This is a genomic window from Paenibacillus massiliensis 2301065 = DSM 16942 (genome assembly GCF_000377505.1).
Classification (GTDB): domain Bacteria; phylum Bacillota; class Bacilli; order Paenibacillales; family Paenibacillaceae; genus Paenibacillus; species Paenibacillus massiliensis.
The window spans coordinates 1-22,274 of record NZ_KB898189.1 but is presented as its reverse complement, the minus strand read 5'-3'; the positions used below and the strand labels follow the sequence as shown (position 1 = coordinate 22,274).

Annotated in this window: 15 protein-coding genes; 13 read left to right on the top strand and 2 right to left on the bottom strand. The window is 49.2% G+C overall.

Going from position 1 to position 22,274, the window contains the following annotated elements; genetic code table 11:
* Positions 1-67 precede the first annotated feature (67 nt).
* The 6 genes from D328_RS0111090 (at position 68) to D328_RS0111060 (ending at position 8,574) form a co-directional block, all read left to right on the top strand.
* Positions 68-1,663: an ABC transporter substrate-binding protein gene (locus D328_RS0111090; RefSeq protein ID WP_407667789.1), complete on the top strand. Its 1,596-nt coding sequence runs from the start codon at positions 68-70 to the stop codon at positions 1,661-1,663.
* 111 nt (positions 1,664-1,774) lie between these two features.
* Positions 1,775-2,779, top strand: a complete 1,005-nt coding sequence (locus D328_RS0111085; protein WP_018885076.1) for an ABC transporter permease — start codon at positions 1,775-1,777, stop codon at positions 2,777-2,779.
* Between the two features lie 19 nt (positions 2,780-2,798).
* On the top strand, positions 2,799-3,695 hold the full coding sequence (gene nikC, locus D328_RS0111080) for a nickel transporter permease (protein WP_018885075.1): 897 nt from the start codon (positions 2,799-2,801) through the stop codon (positions 3,693-3,695).
* A 91-nt stretch (positions 3,696-3,786) separates the two neighbouring features.
* Positions 3,787-5,202, top strand: coding sequence for a deoxyguanosinetriphosphate triphosphohydrolase family protein (locus D328_RS0111075; protein WP_018885074.1), 1,416 nt, complete (start codon positions 3,787-3,789; stop codon positions 5,200-5,202).
* Between the two features lie 499 nt (positions 5,203-5,701).
* A complete protein-coding gene (locus D328_RS0111065; RefSeq protein ID WP_018885072.1) occupies positions 5,702-7,552 on the top strand; it encodes a methyl-accepting chemotaxis protein in 1,851 nt (616 codons plus the stop codon).
* Positions 7,552-8,574, top strand: a complete 1,023-nt coding sequence (locus tag D328_RS0111060; protein ID WP_018885071.1) for a TRM11 family SAM-dependent methyltransferase — start codon at positions 7,552-7,554, stop codon at positions 8,572-8,574. The genes D328_RS0111065 and D328_RS0111060 overlap by 1 nt, the downstream gene beginning before the upstream one ends.
* Before the next feature lie 264 nt (positions 8,575-8,838).
* On the opposite strand, the gene D328_RS0111055 is transcribed toward D328_RS0111060, so the two are convergent.
* Positions 8,839-9,810, bottom strand: a complete 972-nt coding sequence (locus tag D328_RS0111055) for a D-2-hydroxyacid dehydrogenase (protein WP_018885070.1) — start codon at positions 9,808-9,810, stop codon at positions 8,839-8,841.
* A gap of 400 nt (positions 9,811-10,210) precedes the next feature.
* Between D328_RS0111055 and thpR the strand changes: the two genes are divergently transcribed.
* The 3 genes from thpR (at position 10,211) to D328_RS0111040 (ending at position 12,554) form a co-directional block, all read left to right on the top strand.
* Entirely contained in the window at positions 10,211-10,807 is a 597-nt protein-coding gene (thpR, locus tag D328_RS0111050; RefSeq protein ID WP_018885069.1) for an RNA 2',3'-cyclic phosphodiesterase, read from the top strand.
* Between the two features lie 98 nt (positions 10,808-10,905).
* On the top strand, positions 10,906-11,745 hold the full coding sequence (locus D328_RS0111045; RefSeq protein ID WP_018885068.1) for a cell wall hydrolase: 840 nt from the start codon (positions 10,906-10,908) through the stop codon (positions 11,743-11,745).
* A gap of 125 nt (positions 11,746-11,870) precedes the next feature.
* The gene (locus D328_RS0111040) at positions 11,871-12,554 is read left to right on the top strand and encodes a metal-dependent hydrolase (protein WP_018885067.1); all 684 of its coding nucleotides are present in this window, start codon (positions 11,871-11,873) and stop codon (positions 12,552-12,554) included.
* 226 nt (positions 12,555-12,780) lie between these two features.
* On the opposite strand, the gene D328_RS28910 is transcribed toward D328_RS0111040, so the two are convergent.
* A complete protein-coding gene (locus D328_RS28910; RefSeq protein ID WP_018885066.1) occupies positions 12,781-13,986 on the bottom strand; it encodes an MGDG synthase family glycosyltransferase in 1,206 nt (401 codons plus the stop codon).
* 610 nt (positions 13,987-14,596) lie between these two features.
* Between D328_RS28910 and gltB the strand changes: the two genes are divergently transcribed.
* The 4 genes from gltB to D328_RS28905 form a co-directional block, all read left to right on the top strand.
* Entirely contained in the window at positions 14,597-19,198 is a 4,602-nt protein-coding gene (gene gltB / locus D328_RS0111030; RefSeq protein WP_026281127.1) for a glutamate synthase large subunit, read from the top strand.
* 374 nt (positions 19,199-19,572) lie between these two features.
* Positions 19,573-21,183: a sensor histidine kinase gene (locus tag D328_RS0111025; RefSeq protein ID WP_233426190.1), complete on the top strand. Its 1,611-nt coding sequence runs from the start codon at positions 19,573-19,575 to the stop codon at positions 21,181-21,183.
* 96 nt (positions 21,184-21,279) lie between these two features.
* Complete coding sequence (locus tag D328_RS0111020; protein ID WP_018885063.1) at positions 21,280-21,912, top strand: response regulator; 633 nt, start codon at positions 21,280-21,282, stop codon at positions 21,910-21,912.
* A 241-nt stretch (positions 21,913-22,153) separates the two neighbouring features.
* A partial coding sequence (locus D328_RS28905) for a transposase (protein WP_018885062.1) occupies positions 22,154-22,274 on the top strand: 121 nt, incomplete at its 3' end.

The window sequence follows — 22,274 nt, the reverse complement described above, 5'->3', positions numbered from 1 at the left end:
TGAAAGGGGTTATTCAATGTTGAAGAGAAGATGGTGGAGTGGTGTACTGATTCTTGTATTGGCGGTTATGGTGGGTATTGCCGGTTGCGGTGGAGGCTCTAATGAGGCAGCACCTGAGCCGGGCAATGAGCCGGCACCTGAACAGGATGCGACAGTACAGGATACATTGATTTTTGGACGGGGTGGAGATTCAGTAGCACTTGATCCCGGTATTGTTACAGACGGAGAATCTTTGAAAATTGCACAGCAGGTATATGATACGTTGCTGTCCTATGAGCCGGGTTCCACAAAAGTCCAGCCTTCTCTTGCCGAGAGCTGGGAAGTGGCTGAAGACGGTCTGGCGTACACGTTCAAGCTTCGTCAGGGAGTCAAATTCCATGATGGAACCGACTTCAATGCGGAGGCGGTGGTTTTTAACTTCGAGCGTTGGAGTGACCCGGCCAGTGAATACAAGTTCGAGGGAGATTCCTTCGATTATTATGATTCCATGTTCGGTAGCGAGGATAGCCGGGTGATCAAGGAGGTCAAAGCCGTTGATGAGCATACGGTGCAATTCACGCTGAACCAGCCGCAGGCGCCTTTCTTGCAGAATATTGCCATGTCCAGCTTCGGGATTGCCAGTCCGACGGCTGTGAAGGAGAAGACTACCAATTTCAAGAGCGAGCCGGTAGGGACGGGGCCATTCGTATTCAAGGAGTGGAAGCGCAATGATTCCATTACCTTGGAGAAGAACCCGGATTACTGGCAGGAAGGCTTGCCTAAGCTGAACAAAGTGATTGTGCGTTCCATTCCCGACAATACGGCTCGCTTCAATGCCTTGCAGAATGGTGAGATCGACATCATGGAGGATCTGAATGCGGATGATCTGACTGTACTGGAGAGCAATGCGAACCTGCAGAAGATCGAACGTCCTTCCTTTAATGTAGGATATGTTGGTTTTAATACGAAGAAGAAGCCGTTTGATGATAAAAAAGTACGTCAGGCTCTGAACCACGCTGTCAATAAGCAAGCTATTGTGGATGCCTTCTTTGGTGGCTCCGCTCAGGTGGCGAAGAATCCATTACCACCAACCCTTTGGGGCTATAACGATGAAATTCAGGATTACGCCTACGACCCGGAGAAGGCGAAGGCATTGTTGGCTGAGGCTGGCTACCCTGATGGCGTTGCCGAGGAACTTATCTTCTATGCGATGCCGGTATCCCGTCCTTATATGCCAGATGGCCGTAAGGTTGCTGAGGCCATTCAGGCAGATCTGGAGAAGATCGGCGTCAAGGTCAGCATCCAATCCCCAGAGTGGGCTACTTATCTGGATGACTTGAAGGCTGGAGAGAAGGATGATCTGTACATGCTGGGCTGGACAGGGGATAACGGTGACCCGGACAATTTCATTTACACCCTGCTGGATAAAGATACGATTCCAGGCAATAACCGAAGCTTCTATGTAAATGAAGAGTTGCATACCATTCTGGTGGAGGCACAGAAGGAAGTCGATCAGGACAAGCGTGCCGAGCTATACAAGCAGTCACAGGTCATCATCAAGGAAGATGCCCCGTGGATTCCGCTGGTTCATACGACACCACTTATGGCAGCCTCATCCAATCTAAAAGGCTATACCCCATCTCCAACTGGCTCCGAGCCATATGCCAGCATTTACTTTGAGTAAGATATAACCTCAGACAAAGTGAACCTCGGCGGTATGTTCCGCGGCATGTGTATGCCGCATTGGGACAGCCGCCGACATGTTCATGTCTGAGCTAGTGGATGGTGACCTGACATGAATTCTTACGTACTCAAACGAATACTTGTACTGATTCCAGTACTTTTTGGCATGACGATCATTGTATTTTCTATTATACATGCCATTCCGGGGGACCCTGCAGATACGATTCTGGGAGATAAAGCCACAGAGCAATCCAAGCAAGCACTGCGAGATCAGCTTGGGCTCGACAAGCCCTGGATTCAACAATATGGAGCTTATCTTAGCGAGCTAATGCGTGGCGATCTGGGTGACTCTATTCGGACCCGAGAGCCCATTGCCCGGGAAATTCTACCCTATCTTGCAGCAACGCTGGAGTTGACGGCGGCGAGCATGTTTTTTGCTTTATTCGTCGGGGTAAATGCTGGGATTATCAGTGCATGGAGACAGAACTCTTGGTTCGATTACGCCTGTATGGTGATTGCTCTTGTCGGTGTGTCCATGCCAATATTCTGGCTGGGACTAATGGAGCAGTGGATATTTGCGAACAAGCTGCAATGGCTACCGTCGATTGGGCGGATGAATCCGCGTGATCCGGTGGAGTTGGTGACGAATCTGGCAGTTATTGATGCCATGCTGGCAGGTCGCTGGGACCAGCTATGGGTAGTGATCAAGCATCTCATATTGCCAAGTATTGCACTTGGTACGATTCCGATGGCGGTTATTGCCCGAATGACTCGCTCCAGCATGGTCGAGGTGATGAGCTCCGACTATATTCGCACTGCACGTGCCAAGGGGCTCGCTCCATTTTATATCGTATATCGACATGCCTTGAAGAATGCGGCCATACCCGTGCTGACGGTCGTAGGGCTCCAGACGGGCTCCTTATTGGGTGGCGCAGTTCTGACAGAGACCATTTTTGCATGGCCAGGTGTCGGACGCTATATCTATGAAGCCATCAGTGCCCGAGATTATCCAGTTATTCAGAGTGGCATTCTGATTATTGCCTTTATGTTCGTTGTAATTAATCTAGTGGTTGACCTGCTGTACGCTTTCATTGACCGCCGGATTCGCTACCAGTAAAGACAGGCAGGAGGACGTTATGAGTGAAATGATGTTGAATACCCAGGAGCGGCGAGTCGTTGTACCAGCGAGACCACGATCCGGGCCATGGCGCGATGCATGGAGGTCCTTCAAGCGTAACAAGTCAGCGGTAATTGGCCTGCTGGTTATTATTTTCTTCATTATAATAGCGCTTGGAGCTCCATGGATCGCACCAGGAGACTATAAGGAGCAGGAGTTGACCAACCGTCTGCAGGCACCATCAGCCGAGCATTGGTTCGGGACGGATGATCTGGGTCGGGATATTCTGACACGCACAATTTATGGGGCCAGAATTTCTCTGTGGGTAGGCTTCGTGTCTGTGATAGGTTCGATTGTGGTAGGCACGGCACTGGGGATCATGGCAGGTTTTTTTGGAAAATGGGTGGACATGCTCATTTCACGTTTGTTTGATATCCTGCTAGCTTTCCCAGCCATCCTGCTGGCCATCGCAATTGTCGCGATTTTGGGGCCTTCCTTACAAAATGCCCTATACGCCATTGCCATTGTGAATGTACCGACTTACGGACGACTGGTCCGCTCCAAGGTGCTCAGTCTGAAGAACGAAGAGTACATTACAGCGGCGAAGGCTATGGGGGGCAGCAATGCACGAATCTTGATTAGACACATCCTTCCGAATAGCCTGACACCGATCATTGTTCAGGGGACGCTGGGTATTAGCACAGCTATTATTGAGGCTGCTGCTCTTGGCTTTCTGGGCATGGGGGCTCAGCCGCCTCTCCCAGAATGGGGCAAAATGCTGTCGGATTCCAGGCAGTTCATTCAGACGGCACCTTGGACGGTCTTTTTCCCAGGCCTCGCCATTATGCTGACTGTCCTTGGCTTCAATCTGCTGGGTGACGGGCTGCGTGATGTACTGGACCCTAAAATGAAATAGAAGAGGGAAGTCTGGCCAAGGTAGTGGCTACACGCTTTTCGGAAAGCCTAAAAATGTGTATAATCACTCCAATAGGTTGGGAGTGAAACGTATGACATGGAAATCAAAAAGAGAACATCGCCAGCATCCTGAGGATTTGCGTGTGGATGCTTCGCGAGCTGCATATGAACGAGATTATTCCAGGCTGATCCATTCGCCGACGTTTCGAAGATTGCAAGGAAAGTCGCAGGTGTTTGGCGCTGGAACAGGCGATTATTATCGGACAAGACTTACCCATTCTCTGGAGGTTGCCCAGATTGCGAGAGAGGCTGCGCGCAGTCTGATTCGCTCCTACCCGGAGGTGCTGGCGGAGCAGGCCGATAATCCTGGATTGATCATTGACTCTGAGGTCGTCGAATGTGCCTCCATTGCTCATGACTTCGGGCATCCTCCATTTGGACATAAGGGAGAAGAGGTGCTGGATGGTATTCTGGATCAGCTAGTGCATACCAAAGCCGAGCAGTTGGCGCTGTCCCAGGGCTTTCCGCCACAATCCGAACCAGCTCTGCAAGCACGCGTCGCGATGCGACATAAGTATGAGCACTTTGAAGGCAATGCCCATAATTTCCGGCTTATGATGTTTCTGGAGAAGCGTGAGAATATTGATGGCCTGAATCTGACGGATGCAGTCCTGTTGGGTGTCAATAAATATCCGTACCCGGGAACGGTAAATAAGAAGGGGATGTATCTGCACGAGTGGCAATATATTCAGGCTATTCGCAACGACTGGGAAATTCCGAATGGGAAGAAGACGCTGGAGGCTCAACTCATGGACCTTTGCGATGATATCGCCTATTCGGCTCATGATCTGGAGGATGGCATCAAGGCTGGCAAGATTGAGGTGCATGAACACTTTCTCCATGATCCGTATCTCAAGCGGCTGATTGTAGAGAAGATTACGACGCTGGAGGATGCCTTCTGGCAAGGCTGGACGGAGGAGCAGATCGGTCCGAAGGTGGATCAGGTACTGTCGGAATTCCTCAAGGTATGGACTAGCAAAATGCCACTCTGCGAGCACGACTATTCCCGGACGAGACGAGAGGTCAAGGCTTACTGGGTAAGCTTGTTCGTAAGCAGTCTTGGTGTCATCGAAGATGGCAACTGGAAGAAGGTTACTTTCGTGAAGGAAGGGAAAGAGGATCTGGATATGCTGCGCACGGTGAGTGTCTTGAAGAGCTTTGCATGGGTGACAATGATTCGTGATCTACGAGTGCAGCGTCTCCAGAAGCGAAGCGAATGGATGCTGAAGCGCTTATGGCAGGCTTTTCTAGATCCGGAGACCTCGAAGTCGATTATTCCGAGCGACTGGCTTCAGCGCTATGAGCGCGATCAGGCCAAGCCGAATCCGATCTGGACCTGGGAGCATATGGTCATTGACTATATTGCCGGAATGACAGACGCCTTTGCTGAGAAAATTTATAATGAACTATACGGTCTGAAGGTAGGGTCTATCTATGATCTGGACTGATCTTATCCCATGGGTCCGCCTATTTGGTTGATCAGATATGATAATGATTTGGTCATCTTCATGTAGATTCCTACAAGTAGATTTAGGCCACATTTATCCTCATAATCGTTAAAGCGAAGCAGAGCAGCATTCTCCTGTATTAGGGGGTGCTGCTCTTCGTTTTTAGTTATGTACTGTTTGCTATAACTAGTCTGCTTTAAAGTATAGATGCTGAGCTGAGTATAACCATGTCTATTTAATGGCTTGGGATAGATTCTAATGTGCATGCGGAATGTCGTTGTTCCCTGACACAGAGATCCTTATAATATAGGCTCTTATACTTGTAGAAGGGCTCAAAATTGGGCATGATGCCTGATTTTATGTAAGGGTTTATTAAACTTTCACCAATTTGTGTTAACTTTTCGCTCATGGCTTGACAGTAGGTAGCAAACTGCCGACACTAGCAATATAGGTCTATATAACTATGAAAGATGACGATTGAAGGAGTGGGCAGAAGGATATGGAAAAGGGAAAAAAATGGAGAGAGAAACGTACTGTAAAAGCTCGATCGCCCCAACAACGAAGCTGGAAGCATATATTTAGAGAACAGGCTTCCAAGCTACGTACAATCCCGTGGTCCAGCTTGCACAAGGGACTGGATGCCCGTGCCAGCATCAAAAGCTTCGTTCGGCTCATCTTTGGCATGCTTGTAGTCTACCTGCTGATCTTTGGAGCGCTGACATTATATCAGACGCTGAAAATGCAGCAGAGCACAGACGGAATTGTGAATCGGATCATGCCGTCTCTTGAGCATATTAACAATGTTCATTTTGCTACAGAACATATCCTAACACTTAGTTTTCGACATTTTGCTACGAGTGCACCAGCAGAGCGGGAGCTTATAGAGGAAGAACGGGCGGTAATGATTCGTACCGTAGCTGACAGCATGAAGGTGTTGAAGGCTACTGCCACAGATCCTACTGAGCTAGAGCATCTGGAGTCCTTGCGGAGCAAATGGGACCAGTATCTCAAGCTGAATACGCAGGCATTGAAGCTGAGTCAGGATGGGCAAGGGGAGCTGGCCTCGGAGGTTGCCGAGAAGGGCATGGATGCTTTTAATGTTATGCAGGGGGATATGGATCAATTAATCAGTCTGAACAAGGAGCGGGTGAGCGGAGAGGTAAGCCGCGCTGAGAATAGCTTCACCTTGGCACTCTGGATTACCGTCATTTGTCTTCTGATTGCGGTAGCCGCAGCTTATTTTGCCAATCAACAAATGTTCCGCAAAATCGTAAAGCCACTGATGGATGTAACTCATGGTGTGAAGGTAGTCGCAGCGGGAGATTTGAGCGGTCAGGATATTGAGGTCCGCAATCAGGATGAGATCGGCACGCTGGTGCATGCTGTGAATGCGATGAAGCATAATCTGGTTGCAATGGTGACGAATATTCACGATATTTCAAGTCTGATGAACCAGCGGAGCGGGGAGCTTAATGTATCTGCTGAGGAGGTCAGAGCTGGAAGTCTACAGATCTCGGTGACGATGGAGGAATTGGCGAAGGGCGCGGAAAATCAGGCCCAGACAGCAGCGGATTCGGCCAGAACGGTAACTGAGCTAAGTGAGCACATTGTGAAGCACGCACGTCAAGGACAAGAGCTGCAGCAGACCTCACAGCTTGTCAGGGGCCAAGGAGAGAACGGTCAGCTTGCGATGAAGAATCTGGGACAGCAAATGCACGCGATTGCAGGTCTGGTCAAGGACGCAATGAGCAGGGTCACGGAGCTGGATCATAAGAATCAAAGTATTACCAAGCTTGTGGGTAACATTCGTGAGATTGCCAGCCAGACCAACATGCTTGCATTGAATGCTACAATAGAAGCAGCACGTGCTGGTGAGAGTGGACGAGGATTTGCCGTGGTGGCAAAGGAAGTAAGCCTACTGTCCGCAGCAGTAAGTGACACAGTCGCCGAGATCACGGATATGACGGCTGGGATTCAGCAGGATTCCCGTACAATTGTGAAGCTTCTGGAGGACGGCGTGGAGCAGACAGATCAGGGCGATCGGCAGATGGTCGTTACAGGAGACGCGTTCAAGGAGATCATTTTATCGGTAGAGCAGATGGCAGATATCATTACAGAAATTGGCGAGCGACTGCACGCGATGGAGCAGTCCAGTATGATAATGAAGGAACACAGCGAGAATATTTCGGCAGTGTCCGAGCAATCGGCAGCAGGAGCACAAGAAGTTACGGCATCGGTACAGCAACAAAGCGGAACTCTGGACACCGTGGCTGGCAGTATTCTGGAGCTGAAGGAGATGTCAGATAAGCTGCTGCAATCGGTGTCGCGCTTTACCCTAGGAGGAGGATGATGGAAATAGACAAAGCGCAGCACAACTTTGCATGGACTTACAACGAGCGCGCGTTAGAGAAATCTGAGAAATACCTCTATGTATACACCTGTCATACTACAGAACGAGAACTGTGCCAATTGGAGCTTGACAGCTTGTTCGGGCAGCCGCCGCAGCACGATCATCTATACATGGCTAACAGAAGGATAGAACCGGGGCAAAGTGCGTTTATCCGTCTGCGGCTGGAAGTGCTAGCATGCTCTTCCGAATGGGAGGATATTTGTGAGTACGCCAGGCAGCTAGGACTGCCTGAAGGGGAGACCTTCAAGGTTCATTGTCTGAAGGAAAGCGATATGCCCCTGGATTACTCGGAGCGAAGACATCTGGAGCGCCAGCTCGGCATGCTAATTCAAGGCTCAGCTCGTATGAAGAATCCCGATTGTACATTGGGGCTGACCTATGTCGAAGGAAAATGGGTGCTCGGAATTTGTGAAGAAAGTGATCGTTCGTGGCTGGAGCGCAGGCATAAGCCCTATAACTATTCGACGGGTCTACCGATGGTAGCAGTGAGAGCTTTGATTAATATTGCCTTGCCTGATGCTGAAGGTCGAACTTTGATTGACCCCTGCTGTGGAATGGGCAACGTCCTGATTGAGGCGCTGCATATGGGGATCAGAGCCCAAGGGGGAGATATGAATCCGCTGGCTATTCAGGGGGCACGCGTCAATCTTAAGCATTACGGCTATGGAGAAGAATACGTTACCCTAGGTGATATGAATCATATCACAGCTCGTTATGATGCTGCGGTACTGGATATGCCTTATAATCTGTGCTCGGTTCAGTCAGTGACGGAACGAGAGAATATGCTGGCAAGCCTTAGAAGAATGACGGATCGGGCCATCGTCATCAGCATGGAATCCATCAAGGCATCGCTGGAGCAGGCAGGATGGAGGGTTATGGATACAGCGAGATTGCCTAAAGGGGAAAATAGCTCCATGGTCAGAGAAATCTACGTCTGTGAAGCTCGCAGGCAACCTTCTTGAATGGCAATGCTGATCAGGATGGGGCGCACATCTGATATGCTGATATAGCTTGAAAAGGAAAGACATAGCCATGTGAATTCGTAAAAGTGTAGCCACATGAGTTCGAAAAATATAGCCGCTACAGATCGTGGACGTGCACATTCTATTAAATGAAAGACCGTCTCCCAGTCATGGTTGATATGCTCCCTTCTACGACAGGTGGTAGAGTACTTGCAGCTGCAAGGGGAACATATCTTGTTGACTTCGGAGACGGTGTTTAGTCGTTTAATATTTTTTGCTATAGTCCACAAAGTTTCGTTGAGGGGTCTGACCCTTGATGTAATCCTGTAGATTCTCTAAGAAAATCGGCAGGACTCGTTCGCTATAACGATCTGTGCTTCCGGCTATATGAGGAGTGATCAGGACATTGTCCATGCTCCATAGCGGGTGCTCAGCTGGCAATGGTTCTTCCTCGAATACATCCAGTCCTGCATAGGCCAGTGTGCCTTGCCCCAGTGCCTGAATGAGGTCATCCGTCTTGACCGTGCTGCCACGGCCTACGTTGATGAAGCTGCTGCCCGGCTTCGCGGCTTGAAATGCGCGTTCGTCGAACAAGTGATGAGTCTCTTCTGTGTATGGGAGAATGTTCACAATGACGTCAGCCTGTGCCAAGGCATCGTACAGGCCATCCATCGTGTACATGTGATCCACATGCGGTACACTCTTCCCTGAACGGCGAACACCTAGCACTCGCATACCGAAGGCGCTGGCAATCCGGGCTGTCTCTGATCCGATCTCGCCGACACCGACGATCAGCATGGTCTTCCCGTGAATTTCACCCAACTCGGACGCTGGAGGAGACCACTGACGTTGTTGCTGATACTGAGCAGAGGGATGGATATACCGGGTATGTGCAAGCAGGAGGCCGAAGATCATCTCAGTAATGGGAATGGCATGGACTCCACTGGCATCCGTCAATACGATATTTCGATTCGCAAGCTTCTCCAAAGGCATCTTATCTATGCCAGCGGACCAGCTCTGGATCCAGCGCAGCTTGCTATCCTCATGAAGTGCAGCAGCCTCCAAGCCTCGTGACCAGCCGATGAGAATTTCCGCTTCCTGAATAATTGCTGGGTCGATCTTCTTGGCTTTCCCCAGAATAAGGCGGAATTCGGGAGCAGCTTCCCGAATCTGTGCTTCCTGCTCGGTCGTCAGATGATGCAGACATACTATAGTTCTCGACATGGTACTTGACATTCTGATTCCTCCCAAGTCATTCGCATGATATTACTTCTCTATTTCTCAGCATAACAGATGAACGCAAGACCTGCCCAAGATATAGATCCATACGCTTCAATTGCTTTATATCAGTAATTTAACCCATTTAGCAGTGGTCACGCACAAGTCATGATCCGCTAACAGCCATGCTAGGCATGAATAGCATGGTGATGCTCGAGTTATACTGACTCCACAGCAAGTACCTTGACACAGATTAGATGAGAGTAAAGGATGCTATCCGTTAAGCACACACTTTCCATGTCCTTTAATCTGCACATATTCAGTCAAGATGCTGATGCATAATAAGATGACACACAAGGCAACGTAGAGCTACGTAACAGAAGGTTGCACTAAATGGTAGTTAGGAGAGGGATGCTAAATGACCCCGCCGAATAAGGGTGTTGCTTCGCAAGAAAGAATATTTATCGCTGTTCCATTGCCAGACAGCCTCAAGGAGCAATTGCACGAGTGGGCTGAGATTTTGCGATCAGAGGTTTCTTTTCGCAAATGGACAGATTGGCAAGATTACCATATCACACTTCAATTTTTGGGAGATACGGATACGTCCCGGATTGCTGATCTCGTGCTGGCATTGAAGCGATCGACTGATGATCTCGTGCCATTTCAATTGAAGCTGGGAGCTGTAGGAACCTTTGGTACAACTGACCGACCGCGGGTTATGTGGCAGGATGTTGAAGGGGAGGTGGATCACTTATATCGCTTGCAGGAGCGAATTGTGGATGCTACTGAGCCACTGGGCTTCCAGAGAGAGGCCAGAGCCTATCATCCGCACATCACGGTTGCTCGCAATTACACGGGTACAGCCGCATTCCAGCACTCAGAGGATACGAATCTTCCGCTTACAAATTCGACCTGGAAGGTGGAGTCTTTTGTCGTCTATGCGACACAATTAGGGCAACGACCAATGTATAAAGTTGTGGGTGAAATACCAATAAAAGGGTCCGAAACTTGCTAAACTTCTCTACAAGTGATAATATTGTTCAGCGTTATTCAAAAGTCACATTTTCGGTTACATATACGTTTAAGTGTGCCTAATGTAGCGGGAGGAACAATATGGATATCATTAAAGAGAATCGTTGGGTAGCACCGATGTTAAGCGTGCTGCTGGTATGTATAGTGGGGATTAGTCTGTATTCTGAGGTGCAAAATAAACACAAAATTTCGGAGGCTGTAATCTATAATTCTATCTATTGGTCGGGCATTGGCGAACGATCTATGCAACAGGACAGGATCAGCTCTATGCATTTCTTAAAGGAATCTGATACATCCGTCCCAACCGGGAAAGAAATGCATAGATGGAAACAGATTGAATCGGCTCCCATGCTTCTGAATCAAGTGGAGGAAACGAAGCGACGAGCTACGGCGGAAGCCAAGCGAGCTGCTCAGGTTCAAAAGGCGGAGGCTGCCAAGAAGGCAGCAGCTGTGGCCGCAACCTCACAGACCCATACCCCCCCTAACAAAATCTTCTTTACGCGTACGCAAACGCTCACGCAGGCAGAACAAGCCAAGTCTACCTGGAGCTACAGCGTCAAGGCGAATGAAGTGCTTTTGCTGCAAAAAATCGTAATGGCAGAAGCTGAAGGCGAACCGTACGAAGGCAAAGTGGCAGTTGCCAACGTTGTCTTGAACCGGCTGCGGTCAGCCAATTTCCCAGATACAATCCAAAATGTCATCTATCAAAAAGCTCAATTTAGTCCGGTAGCGAACGGGCGTCTTCGTCGTGTTCAGCCTAATGAGGATTGTATTCGTGCTGTGAACGAAGCGCTGAACGGTGTGAAGGCTGTGCCTGACAATACGTATTACTTCTTGTCTCTCACGTTGGCTCAGGATCTGACCGTTCATCATAATCGTGAGAAAGTGAAGACGATCGGGAATCATACTTTTTATAAATAATCGTGCGTCGTCATGTGCGGTTCTATTCGGCTTATGTACTGACAAGTGTATTTGTCCTCCGTTATAACGATAGAATTGAGGGTAAATAATAGCATGCGCTTAACATTTGGAGGTGCCGTTGAATCATGAAAATTACGTACTACGGACATTCTGCAATTTTAGTAGAGGAAGCGGGCAAACGATTCATATTTGATCCGTTCTTGACAGGTAATGCACTTGCTACTATTAAACCGGAAGAGATTCAAGTGGATGCCGTTCTATTGACTCATGGTCATGCTGATCATTTCGGAGATGCTGTGACGATCGCAAAGAATAACGATTGCCCAATCATAGCGGTCTATGAATTAGCGGAATATTGTACCTTACTGGGAGCAAAGGCAGAGCATATGAATATCGGGGGAGGCTTTCAGTTCGACGACTTCCACGTAAAATTCACACCAGCCCTGCATAGTTCTTCACTGACTATTGATGGGCAGACCATCTATATGGGCGAGCCAGCAGGCATACTGTTAACGATAGGGGACAAGGTGTTCTATCATGCCGGAGATACGGCTTTGTTCAGTGAGCTTCGTCTAATTGGAGAAAGACATCAGATTGATGCTGCAGCATTGCCAATTGGAGACAAGCTCACTATGGGGCCCGATGATGCGTTGCTGGCTGCTTCCTGGATTCGGGCCAAACGAATCATCCCTGTGCATTATGATACCTTCCCCGGGATTGAGCAGGACCCTGTAGCCTTCTGTGAACGATTGGCCCAGGAGGGACTTGAGGGCAGGCCGCTGCGTCCGGGTGAGAGCTTTGAATTCTAGGAGAAGAAGACACGGTACGAATGCCATTTTCACTTACATCACTAACAACTAGTCTGTGAACTAAGGTAGATATGATGTGGACAGAAAATGATGTGGGTTATAGATGACAGAGGGTCGAGAGTAAGCCTGTACTAATTGTACTGAGCGTCACTCTCGACCCTTTACTTTTTGGCTAAATTTAGCCCATGCTTCAATTTATAATTTGGTTTATCATGTTACTCAGCACTCAGCTTAGCCTGGCAGTCTCCTTGGTGCCAAGTGAATGCGAGGAAGGTGAAGATGGACCACCGACGCTACGGTGTGACGTCCATTTCTCGGCATATTCCGGCGATAGGGTGCGGGAGGATACGAGCTGATGTACGACCCGTGCTCCTAACTGAGGGTGGTATGACTCCGCTCTAAGCCGGGAGTCGCCTATGCGAATGAGCTCCTCGATGGCTAGCTCCAGATCTGTTACATGCTCAAGCGTGAGCCCGTAGCCCTGCTCGACAAAATAATTGCGGTTCTCCTCCTCCTGTCCGGGAAGAGCTGGGAGGAAGAGCATCGGGATGCGTTTGACCATGGCTTCTGTACAAGTCATGCCTCCAGGCTTGGTAATGAGTACATCCGAGGCGTCCATCAATTGGCTAATCTTGTGAGTGTATCCAAGGATACGCACATAGGGATGATGCCATTGCGGATTCGAATGCAGCTGGTGGTAGAGCTTGCGGTTACTGCCTGTACAAATAATTAACTGTATTCGACCAGATAGCTGGATTAATTGTTCCAGCATCTCATGCTGCGCCGTTATGCCCCAGCCACCACCCATCACAAGCGCGGTAGGCAGGTTTCGTAATCCGAGATTTCGGCGGATACGCTCTTTACTACCTTTGCTCCAGAAGTCAGGATGGACAGGGAGACCCGTGACTGAGATACGTGAAGGCTCAGCCCCATGCGAAATGAGCACATCACGAACCTTCATAGCCGGAGCCAGATAGCCATCGACCTCGGCATTGACCCAGGTACCGTGTGCGTCATAATCGGTAATGAGCGTCAATAAAGGTATATTCAGACCTTGCTGCTTCAGATGCGCGATGACGGCCGCCGGAAAGGGATGGGAGCAGACGATAGCGTCCGGGCTCCATGCCGAGATGATGCGTAGGGCCTTGGCGTAGAAGAGCTTATGCAATGCTAGACGTGTGAATCCATTCAAAGGCTTGTGGTATTGCTTGCGATATAGGATGCCGATCAGCTCTGGCTGGACACTCACAGTTCGGCGGTAAGCATCCAGTAGCACCGGAACCAGCTTCGGATTCAGAACTGTTCCAAGCTCCATCACACAGGTGTCAGTTTCCGGGAACAGGTGCTTTAGTCCGTCTGCCAGAGCCTGTGCTGCCTTGGTATGCCCTGTACCAAAGCCTTCGGACAATAGCATGATTCGTTTTGCTAACATGATACACCTACTTTGCTTCAGATCATTTCATAGCATGGTGGCACATGGCTTGAATGGATGATGATAATATGGATGAGAAAAAAGATGAAAGCTAGAGCTTCATTAAATAGAAGCCGTTATTCAAATTGTATAAACGAAAAGAAGATACTTCAATCGTTATTTGTAAATTATGAATGTGAATTCGTTTTATGACGATCTGTTTAAATAGAATAGATATGAATGATAGAAAATACACATATTAATGTATAAATATGCATTGAATCCCCCTGGTTTTTGCATCATTACGGTAAAGCTGTACATCAAAAGATTTATTATCGCTATCATAAAAACTTTGAATTGCTTACGCGTTAGGTGAGTGTTACAATGATATAACTTAATCTTTCTAATAAGAGAGTAGCTGTATAATTATCGAGATTGCACTCCGGAAAGGCCGAACCTTTCCACCTCCAACACGCAAATCGACATCGTCGCCCTCGTATCGAGTGGTGATGTTCGTCATACCCTCTTTTCTCAGCCACTGCTGCTGAACATTTCATTTGTCGCTGCCGTCGTTTCCAATCCGTCCTTACTGAAGGATGGCCCTGATTTTATTAGAGAAAGGTTGCGTTCCATGAGACAGACAGGTTTACCTCCAAAACAGGGTCTATATGATCCTCAATTTGAAAAAGATGCTTGTGGTATGGGTTTTGTTGCAAATATTAAAGGCAAGCCATCTCATGATATTGTGACCCAGGCGCTCACGATGCTGGAGAACATGGAACATCGCGGTGGTCAGGGAAGTGAACCGAATTCCGGTGACGGAGCTGGGATCATGATTCAGATACCACATCAGTTTCTTGCTGATGAGATGCAGAAGCTTGGTGTGAACCTGCCTGAACCTGGTCATTACGGCGTTGGTATGCTGTTCATGTCTAATGATGCGGCTGTCCGCGCAGCACACCAGCAGCGCCTGCAGGAGATCATCGCGGAAGAAGGGCAGGAGTGCCTCGGCTTCCGTGAAGTGCCTACTTATGATGAGATGTTGGGCAAGACGGCCAAAGCAGCCAAGCCATATGTATGCCAAGTGTTCATTAAGCGTGCTGAAGGAATCGAGACGGATCTGGGCTTTGAGCGCAGGCTGTATGTCATTCGCAAGCGTGCAGAGCAGGCCATTCGATACAATGCAGAGGATGCACATGGCGAGAGCTTCTATGCTCCGAGTATGTCCTGTCGAAAAGTGGTCTATAAAGGTATGCTGACTACGGCGCAAGTGGGCCAGTTCTATCTCGACCTGCAGGATGAGCGTCTGTCTTCAGCAATCGCGCTGATTCACTCGCGCTTCAGCACCAATACCTTCCCGAGCTGGGATCGTGCGCACCCTTATCGCTTCATGATTCATAACGGTGAGATCAACACGATGCGCGGGAATGTGAACTGGATGCATGCTCGTCAGGCGCAGTTCGAGAGCGAGCTGTTCGGCGAGGATATCAGCAAGGTCAAGCCAGTCATCAATCCGGATGGCTCAGATACCGCAATGTTCGACAATACGCTGGAGTTCCTGTACTTGAGTGGTCGCTCCCTGCCACACGTAGCGATGATGATGGTACCGGAGCCTTGGAGCAACCATGAGGGTATGGATGCCACGAAGCGAGCATTTTATGAATATCACAGCACGATGATGGAACCGTGGGACGGCCCGGCTGCAATGGCGTTCACAGACGGTATCCAGATCGGTGCGATTCTGGACCGGAACGGACTCCGTCCAGCACGCTACTATGTGACGAAGGATGACCTGATCATTCTGTCCTCCGAGGTAGGCGTACTGAACATTGATCCAGCGAACATCCTCTACAAGGATCGTCTGCGCCCAGGTCGTATGCTGCTCGTGGATACAGAAGAAGGACGTATCGTGTCGGATGAGGAGGTTAAGGCAAGAATCGCTTCCGAGGAGCCGTATCAGGAATGGCTTGATGAGCATCTGATTGATCTCGCCGAGCTGCCTGACGCACCGGAGCTTCCTGAGCCGAAGCACGATAATGTGAATCAGCTACAACTATCGTTCGGGTATACCTTTGAGGAGCTGCGCAAGCTGCTGGAGCCTATGGCTTCCACTGGAGCAGAGCCAATCGGTTCCATGGGTTATGACGCTCCATTGGCCGTGCTGTCGGATAAGCCGCAGCGACTGTATAACTATTTCAAGCAGATGTTCGCTCAAGTAACGAATCCACCGATCGACGCGATTCGGGAAGAGATCGTAACAGCTACGGGGACGACGATTGGACCAGAGCGTAATCTTCTGCATCCAGAACCAGAGAGCTGTCGTCAGATTCGTCTGGAGACACCGGTGCTGTCGAATGAAGATTTTGCCAAAATCCGTCATGTTCATCGTCCAGGCTTCAAGTCCATGACGATTCCTATGTTCTTCAATGCGGCTGATGGCGCCGAAGGGCTGCGCAGTGCAATGGAGGGAATGTTCGAAGCGGCGGATCGTGTCATTGAGAAGGGGCATAATATCCTGATTCTGTCGGACCGTGGTGTCGATCATGACAATGCAGCCATTCCTGCACTGCTCGCAGTAGCGGGATTGCATCATCACCTGATCAAACGCGGTACGCGTACGAAGGTGAGCATCCTGCTGGAGTCGGGAGAGCCGCGTGATATTCATCATTACGCGCTGCTGCTTGGCTATGGCGTAAGTGCAGTGAATCCGTATCTGGCATTCGAGACGCTCGACGACATGATTCAGCAAGGCATGCTGCGTGGCATTTCCCATGAGAAGGCCGTTAAGAACTACATCAAAGCCGCTACTAAGGGCGTGCTGAAAATTTTGTCCAAGATGGGGATTTCCACAATTCAATCCTATCGTGGAGCGCAAATCTTCGAAGCAGTAGGCTTGAAGCAGGACTTTGTCGATCAATACTTTACCTGGACACCTTCTCGCATCGGCGGAATCGGTCTGGAGGAAGTAGCGGCAGAAGCCCTTTCACATCATTATCGTGCCTTCAATGAGAAGGATGGCAATGACAAGGTATTGGATTCCGGTGGTGAATACCAATGGCGCAATGATGGAGAGGAGCATCTGTTCAATCCGCAGACCATCCATCTGTTGCAGCAAGCAGTTCGTACTGGAGATTACCAATTATATAGAAAGTATGCCACGCTGGTGCAGGGCGAGAATGAGAAGAAGCTGACCATTCGCTCGATGCTGAAGCTCAAGCAGGTAGGCGAGCCTATTCCGCTGGAGGAAGTGGAATCCGCTGAGTCCATCATGCGCCGCTTCAAGACCGGGGCCATGTCCTTCGGATCGATCAGTAAGGAAGCGCATGAGGATCTTGCGATTGCCATGAACCGAATCGGAGGCAAGAGTAATACAGGTGAGGGTGGCGAAGACCCTTCTCGCTTCGTAAGAGACGAGAACGGAGACCTGCGTCGCAGCTCGATCAAGCAAGTGGCTTCAGGACGCTTTGGCGTAACCTCCAACTATCTGGTGAATGCGGATGAGATTCAGATCAAGATGGCACAGGGAGCGAAGCCGGGCGAAGGCGGACAACTGCCTGGTCGTAAGGTATACCCTTGGGTTGCCGAGGTTCGCGGTTCCACGCCTGGTGTGGGTCTGATTTCACCGCCGCCTCACCATGATATCTACTCCATCGAGGATCTGGCAGAGCTGATCTATGATCTGAAGAATGCCAATCCACGTGCAGATATTAACGTGAAGCTCGTATCCGAGGTGGGTGTCGGCACGATTGCAGCAGGTGTTGCCAAAGGACGTGCGGATATTATCCTGATCAGCGGCTACGACGGAGGGACAGGAGCATCACCACAAGGCTCCATTCGTCATGCAGGTATGCCATGGGAGCTGGGACTTGCTGAAGCTCATCAGACGCTGATGATCAACAATCTGCGTGATCGTATCGTACTGGAGACGGACGGCAAGATGCTGTCTGGACGCGATCTGGCTGTAGCTGCTCTGCTGGGTGCTGAGGAATATGGCTTCTCTACTGCTCCGCTGGTAGCGCTTGGCTGTATTATGATGCGGGTATGCCAAATGGACACTTGTCCAGTAGGTGTGGCTACCCAGAATCCGGAGCTGCGTAAGAACTATATGGGGGACCCACAGCACGTCGTGAACTTCATGCGCTTTGTGGCTGAGGATGTACGTGAGATCATGGCTGAGCTGGGCTTCCGTACTATTCAGGAGATGGTAGGACGTACCGATTGTCTGGATGCGAATCATGCAGCCAATCACTGGAAGAAGAAGGGCGTAGACCTGTCCGTGCTTCTCCATGTGTCTGAGCTGGCTGCAGGCAGTGAGCGAGTTCGTACACAGCGCCAGAATCATGGTCTGGAAGAGACGCTGGATATGCAACACCTGCTTCCACTCGCTGCACCAGCGCTTGAAGATAGCATTCCTGTAGAAGCAACACTCCCAATCACGAATGTGAACCGTGCCGTTGGTACGATTTTGGGAAGCGAGGTTACCCGTCGCTATGGAGCAGCGGGACTTCCGGAGGATACCATCCGTCTGAACTTCACAGGTTCGGCTGGACAGAGTCTGGGTGCCTTTGTTCCTAAGGGAATCACGATCAAAGTGGAAGGTGATTCCAACGATTATGTCGGAAAGGGACTTTCTGGCGGTAAAATTATCGTCAAAAAGCCAGCTGAAGCGACATTCGAAGCGAATAAGAATATTATTATAGGTAATACGGCCCTATACGGTGCTACTAGCGGTGAGGCCTACATTAATGGTATTGCCGGAGAACGCTTTGCTGTTCGTAATTCCGGGGTCAAGGTCGTCGTAGAAGGTGTAGGCGATCATGGCTGTGAGTATATGACAGGCGGACGTGTAGTCGTGCTCGGGGATACTGGACGGAATTTTGCAGCAGGGATGTCCGGCGGTATTGCGTATGTGTATGATCCGGAAGCTACCTTCCTGGGACGCTGCAATCTGGAGATGGTACTCCTGGAGCGTGTAGAGGATATAGCTGAGGCCGCAGACCTAAGAGGGCTGATCCAACGTCATGCGGAGTACACAGGTAGTGAAGTGGCTGAGCATATTTTGAATGATTGGCAGAATGCCATTGGGCATTTTGTACGGATCATTCCGAAGGACTACAAGCGGATGGTTGAGCATATTGAGAAGGTCGAAGCGACAGGCTTGACTGGAGATGAAGCCCTGCTTGCAGCCTTTGAAGCCAGTATGCGTGAATTAGCACGTGCCGGCGGGAATTAATTTGGGACTCTGGTAGAGACACTTAAGTGCACGATCAAGGCTACCAAATCATAGTTGAATATTGTATATGAAAAAGACCCGTAGAGTCTCTCTCGATCAGAGAGGAACTTTACGGGTCTTTCCATTTGTTGGAGCGAAAAAAACTTGACAGGTCGAAAAAAAGGCTTTCTATACCCCGTTTTTTGTGGAATGAAACAAGATTTTGGCACAAAAAATACCATATTTTTTTCGATGTAAACGTTTACTATTTTTTGGGTGGCTTGTTATTTCGAAATTTATTCGGTATCATTTTTGTAACACATTGATTATGGACTTCCCGATTATCAACAGAATAGGGTGACATGATGAAGGCTAAGAAGTCTGCAGACGCCAGGATGATTTTTGTGTACAGGTATGCTTCCTTGGCGGTTACATCGCTTGCTTATGTATTTGGAGACTCGGGCCACGACGCGAATCACAAATGGCTTTTAATTATTTTGCTATTCATGATCGTCAGTACATTCACGTATATTTATCGCAGGTACCAGAATCATCCCAAGATCATGATGTTCACCATTGCTCTGGAGACCGTTGGAATAATAGCCCTGTTGTTTCCTACGGGGGGAGCGGGAAGCCCCTTCAAATGGTACATCATTAATCCGATGGTGACTGCGGGAATATATTTGTCAACAATTTACAGTTGGATCTTGCTTACATCCTATATCGGAATTCAGCTCACTTTTTGTTATACCTTTTTTAACCAATTGCAGACTCGGTTTTTCCCGGATGTCCTGATTCAGAATATGAATCTCATCCTGGTATTGTCGATTACGATGATGGCGATGCAAATGATCGGCACCATGAAGAGGGAGCTGACACAAGCCAATACCCGGGTACATGAGACGATGGAGCATATCAGATCCATCTATCACATCATGGAGACGGCGAGCCGCAATGAGGCCATGAATATGGGGCAAGTAATCTCGGACTACACGGTGAAGCTGACTGGGCAGCAGAAGGCCTTCTTTTGGCTGGACCATATGGAGGAGGATGCACCTGCGAGCAGTCAGACGGGCTGGAGTGTGGAAGAGGAGGAGGAGCTCTTTGCTGAGATTAATCATCATCGGGAGCAATATCGCTCGGAGCGGGAGCCCTTTTTCAAGACATTGCCAGACTGGGGCGAATTCCTCATGATTACGGTGCCGATGACGACACGCTTCGTGGCCATCATCGGTGTGAAGCTGGAGCCCGAGCAGGAGCTGAGTCGTAGACGCTGGCTGGTGCAGCAGCTGATTTTCCTCGCGGAGCTAAGCGCCGTATTCCTGGAACGTTATGAGTTGGAGCGTATCGAGAGTCAACTGATCATCACGAATGAGCAGAACCGAATTGCCAATGAGATGCATGATAATGTATCCCAGAGTCTGTTCGGCATGGTGTACTCCACACATTCTTTACGTCAGACGTGGCATAAGCTGCCAAGGGTCAAGGTCAACGAGCAGCTGGATCTGTTACAGGAGTCTGCCAATCAGGCGGCACGGGAACTGAAGCTGGCAATACATAGCTTAAGCTCCCGCAAAGGAGGAGCTCCTACCTGGATGGCCTCAGTGAAGAGTCATCTGCATATGCTTTCCCGTCTGAATGAGGTGCAGATTGAGCTGTCTATTACAGGAGATCATCACACGTTGCCTTACCTGTATCAGAAAATGCTGTATCGTGTCATATCCGAGTCAGCAGGTAATGCCATTCGTCATGGATGTGCGAAGCATATTAATGTTAGTCTGGCTATTCATCCACAGCGAGTGAAGCTCGTGATCACGGATGATGGAATTGGATTTGAAGCAGATAAAATTACGGCAGGAGGTGAGGCGCTTCAGCCCGAAGGAGGCCTCGGATTAGGGAATATGGAATATTTAGCAAAATCTATGGGAGGTGAATTTAATGTAACCAGCGGGATCGGGAGCGGGACAGAACTTGTCCTCACGGTTCCGGTACAGCTCAGTTCTTGATGAATGTACAGACACGACAGGGAACGGGATATGCACGGGATGTGTTCACTGGAATGCGGATCATATAACAGATACATAAGATCAGGAGGTCGTTTCATGAAAGTAGTCATTGTAGATGATCATCCTTTGGTGAGAAAAGGGCTCGCTGCTGTAATATCAATGCAGCCTAACGTACACTTTGCGGGAGAGGCCAAGAACCAGCATGAAGCACTCATGGTGCTGGAGGAGACGAACCCTGATCTGGTATTACTGGATTTGAAGCTCGCAGATGAATCCGGTCTGGATATTATTAAGTCCGCCAGAAATCGAGGATTCAACAGCAAATTCATTCTTTTGACGTCCTCAGCAAGTCGGGAGGATTTCCTGAAGGCAGAAGAGGCCTCTGTAGATGGCTATGTGCTGAAGGAGGCTCTGCCAGAGGAGCTAATCTATGCGATTCAACTGGTGAACAAGGGTCGCAAATATTATGATCCGACGATCCTGGAGACGAAGCTTCGTGAGGATGCGGTGAACCTGACAGATGATCTGACGCCGAAGGAAAAGGAAGTTCTCATTGAGCTTGGGATGGGAGCCTGCAATCGTGAAATTGCCCAGCGGCTATTCATCAGTGAGTTCACGGTGAAGAAGCATGTCAGTCAGATCCTCGCCAAGCTCCGATTGTCAGATCGTACACAGGCAGCACTGTATGCGAATGCTATTGGTCTGGCCAAGTATGAGCCAATGAACTAAGCTACACAGCATTCATCGAGTGTGTCTTCTATGCTTTGTTTTTTTAAATAAAATATAGAATTAAAGTAAAAACACGGAAGCTATTCCGTGTTTTTTTATTATGGCTTTAGCCAGTTGAGTGCGTGAAGCGCGCGAAACAAAAAACCACCCGCTATGCGGGTGGAGGGATTGAGGGTTTGACCACCATGACCATTCCAATAAAATTGAGATGTTCAGGCTCAAAAGAGAGGAATGGTCATCAATGGCAACCAAGAGCTACAGCCTAGCTCACACAAAATGGATGTGCAAATACCATATTGTGTTCACCCCGAAGTATAGACGGAAAGAAATCTATAATCAAGTGAGAAGAGATTTAATTGAAA

What these genes read in the sequence shown, in the direction of transcription:
- D328_RS0111025 (WP_233426190.1), top strand. Translation starts at nt 19,573, where the DNA reads ATGATTTTTGTGTACAGGTATGCTTCCTTGGCGGTTACATCGCTTGCT.
- D328_RS0111065 (WP_018885072.1), top strand. Translation starts at nt 5,702, where the DNA reads ATGGAAAAGGGAAAAAAATGGAGAGAGAAACGTACTGTAAAAGCTCGA.
- D328_RS0111055 (WP_018885070.1), bottom strand. Translation starts at nt 9,810, where the DNA reads ATGTCAAGTACCATGTCGAGAACTATAGTATGTCTGCATCATCTGACG.
- D328_RS0111085 (WP_018885076.1), top strand. Translation starts at nt 1,775, where the DNA reads ATGAATTCTTACGTACTCAAACGAATACTTGTACTGATTCCAGTACTT.
- D328_RS28910 (WP_018885066.1), bottom strand. Translation starts at nt 13,986, where the DNA reads ATGTTAGCAAAACGAATCATGCTATTGTCCGAAGGCTTTGGTACAGGG.
- D328_RS0111045 (WP_018885068.1), top strand. Translation starts at nt 10,906, where the DNA reads ATGGATATCATTAAAGAGAATCGTTGGGTAGCACCGATGTTAAGCGTG.
- D328_RS0111075 (WP_018885074.1), top strand. Translation starts at nt 3,787, where the DNA reads ATGACATGGAAATCAAAAAGAGAACATCGCCAGCATCCTGAGGATTTG.
- D328_RS0111020 (WP_018885063.1), top strand. Translation starts at nt 21,280, where the DNA reads ATGAAAGTAGTCATTGTAGATGATCATCCTTTGGTGAGAAAAGGGCTC.
- D328_RS0111090 (WP_407667789.1), top strand. Translation starts at nt 68, where the DNA reads ATGGTGGGTATTGCCGGTTGCGGTGGAGGCTCTAATGAGGCAGCACCT.
- nikC (WP_018885075.1), top strand. Translation starts at nt 2,799, where the DNA reads ATGAGTGAAATGATGTTGAATACCCAGGAGCGGCGAGTCGTTGTACCA.
- thpR (WP_018885069.1), top strand. Translation starts at nt 10,211, where the DNA reads ATGACCCCGCCGAATAAGGGTGTTGCTTCGCAAGAAAGAATATTTATC.
- D328_RS0111040 (WP_018885067.1), top strand. Translation starts at nt 11,871, where the DNA reads ATGAAAATTACGTACTACGGACATTCTGCAATTTTAGTAGAGGAAGCG.
- gltB (WP_026281127.1), top strand. Translation starts at nt 14,597, where the DNA reads ATGAGACAGACAGGTTTACCTCCAAAACAGGGTCTATATGATCCTCAA.
- D328_RS0111060 (WP_018885071.1), top strand. Translation starts at nt 7,552, where the DNA reads ATGGAAATAGACAAAGCGCAGCACAACTTTGCATGGACTTACAACGAG.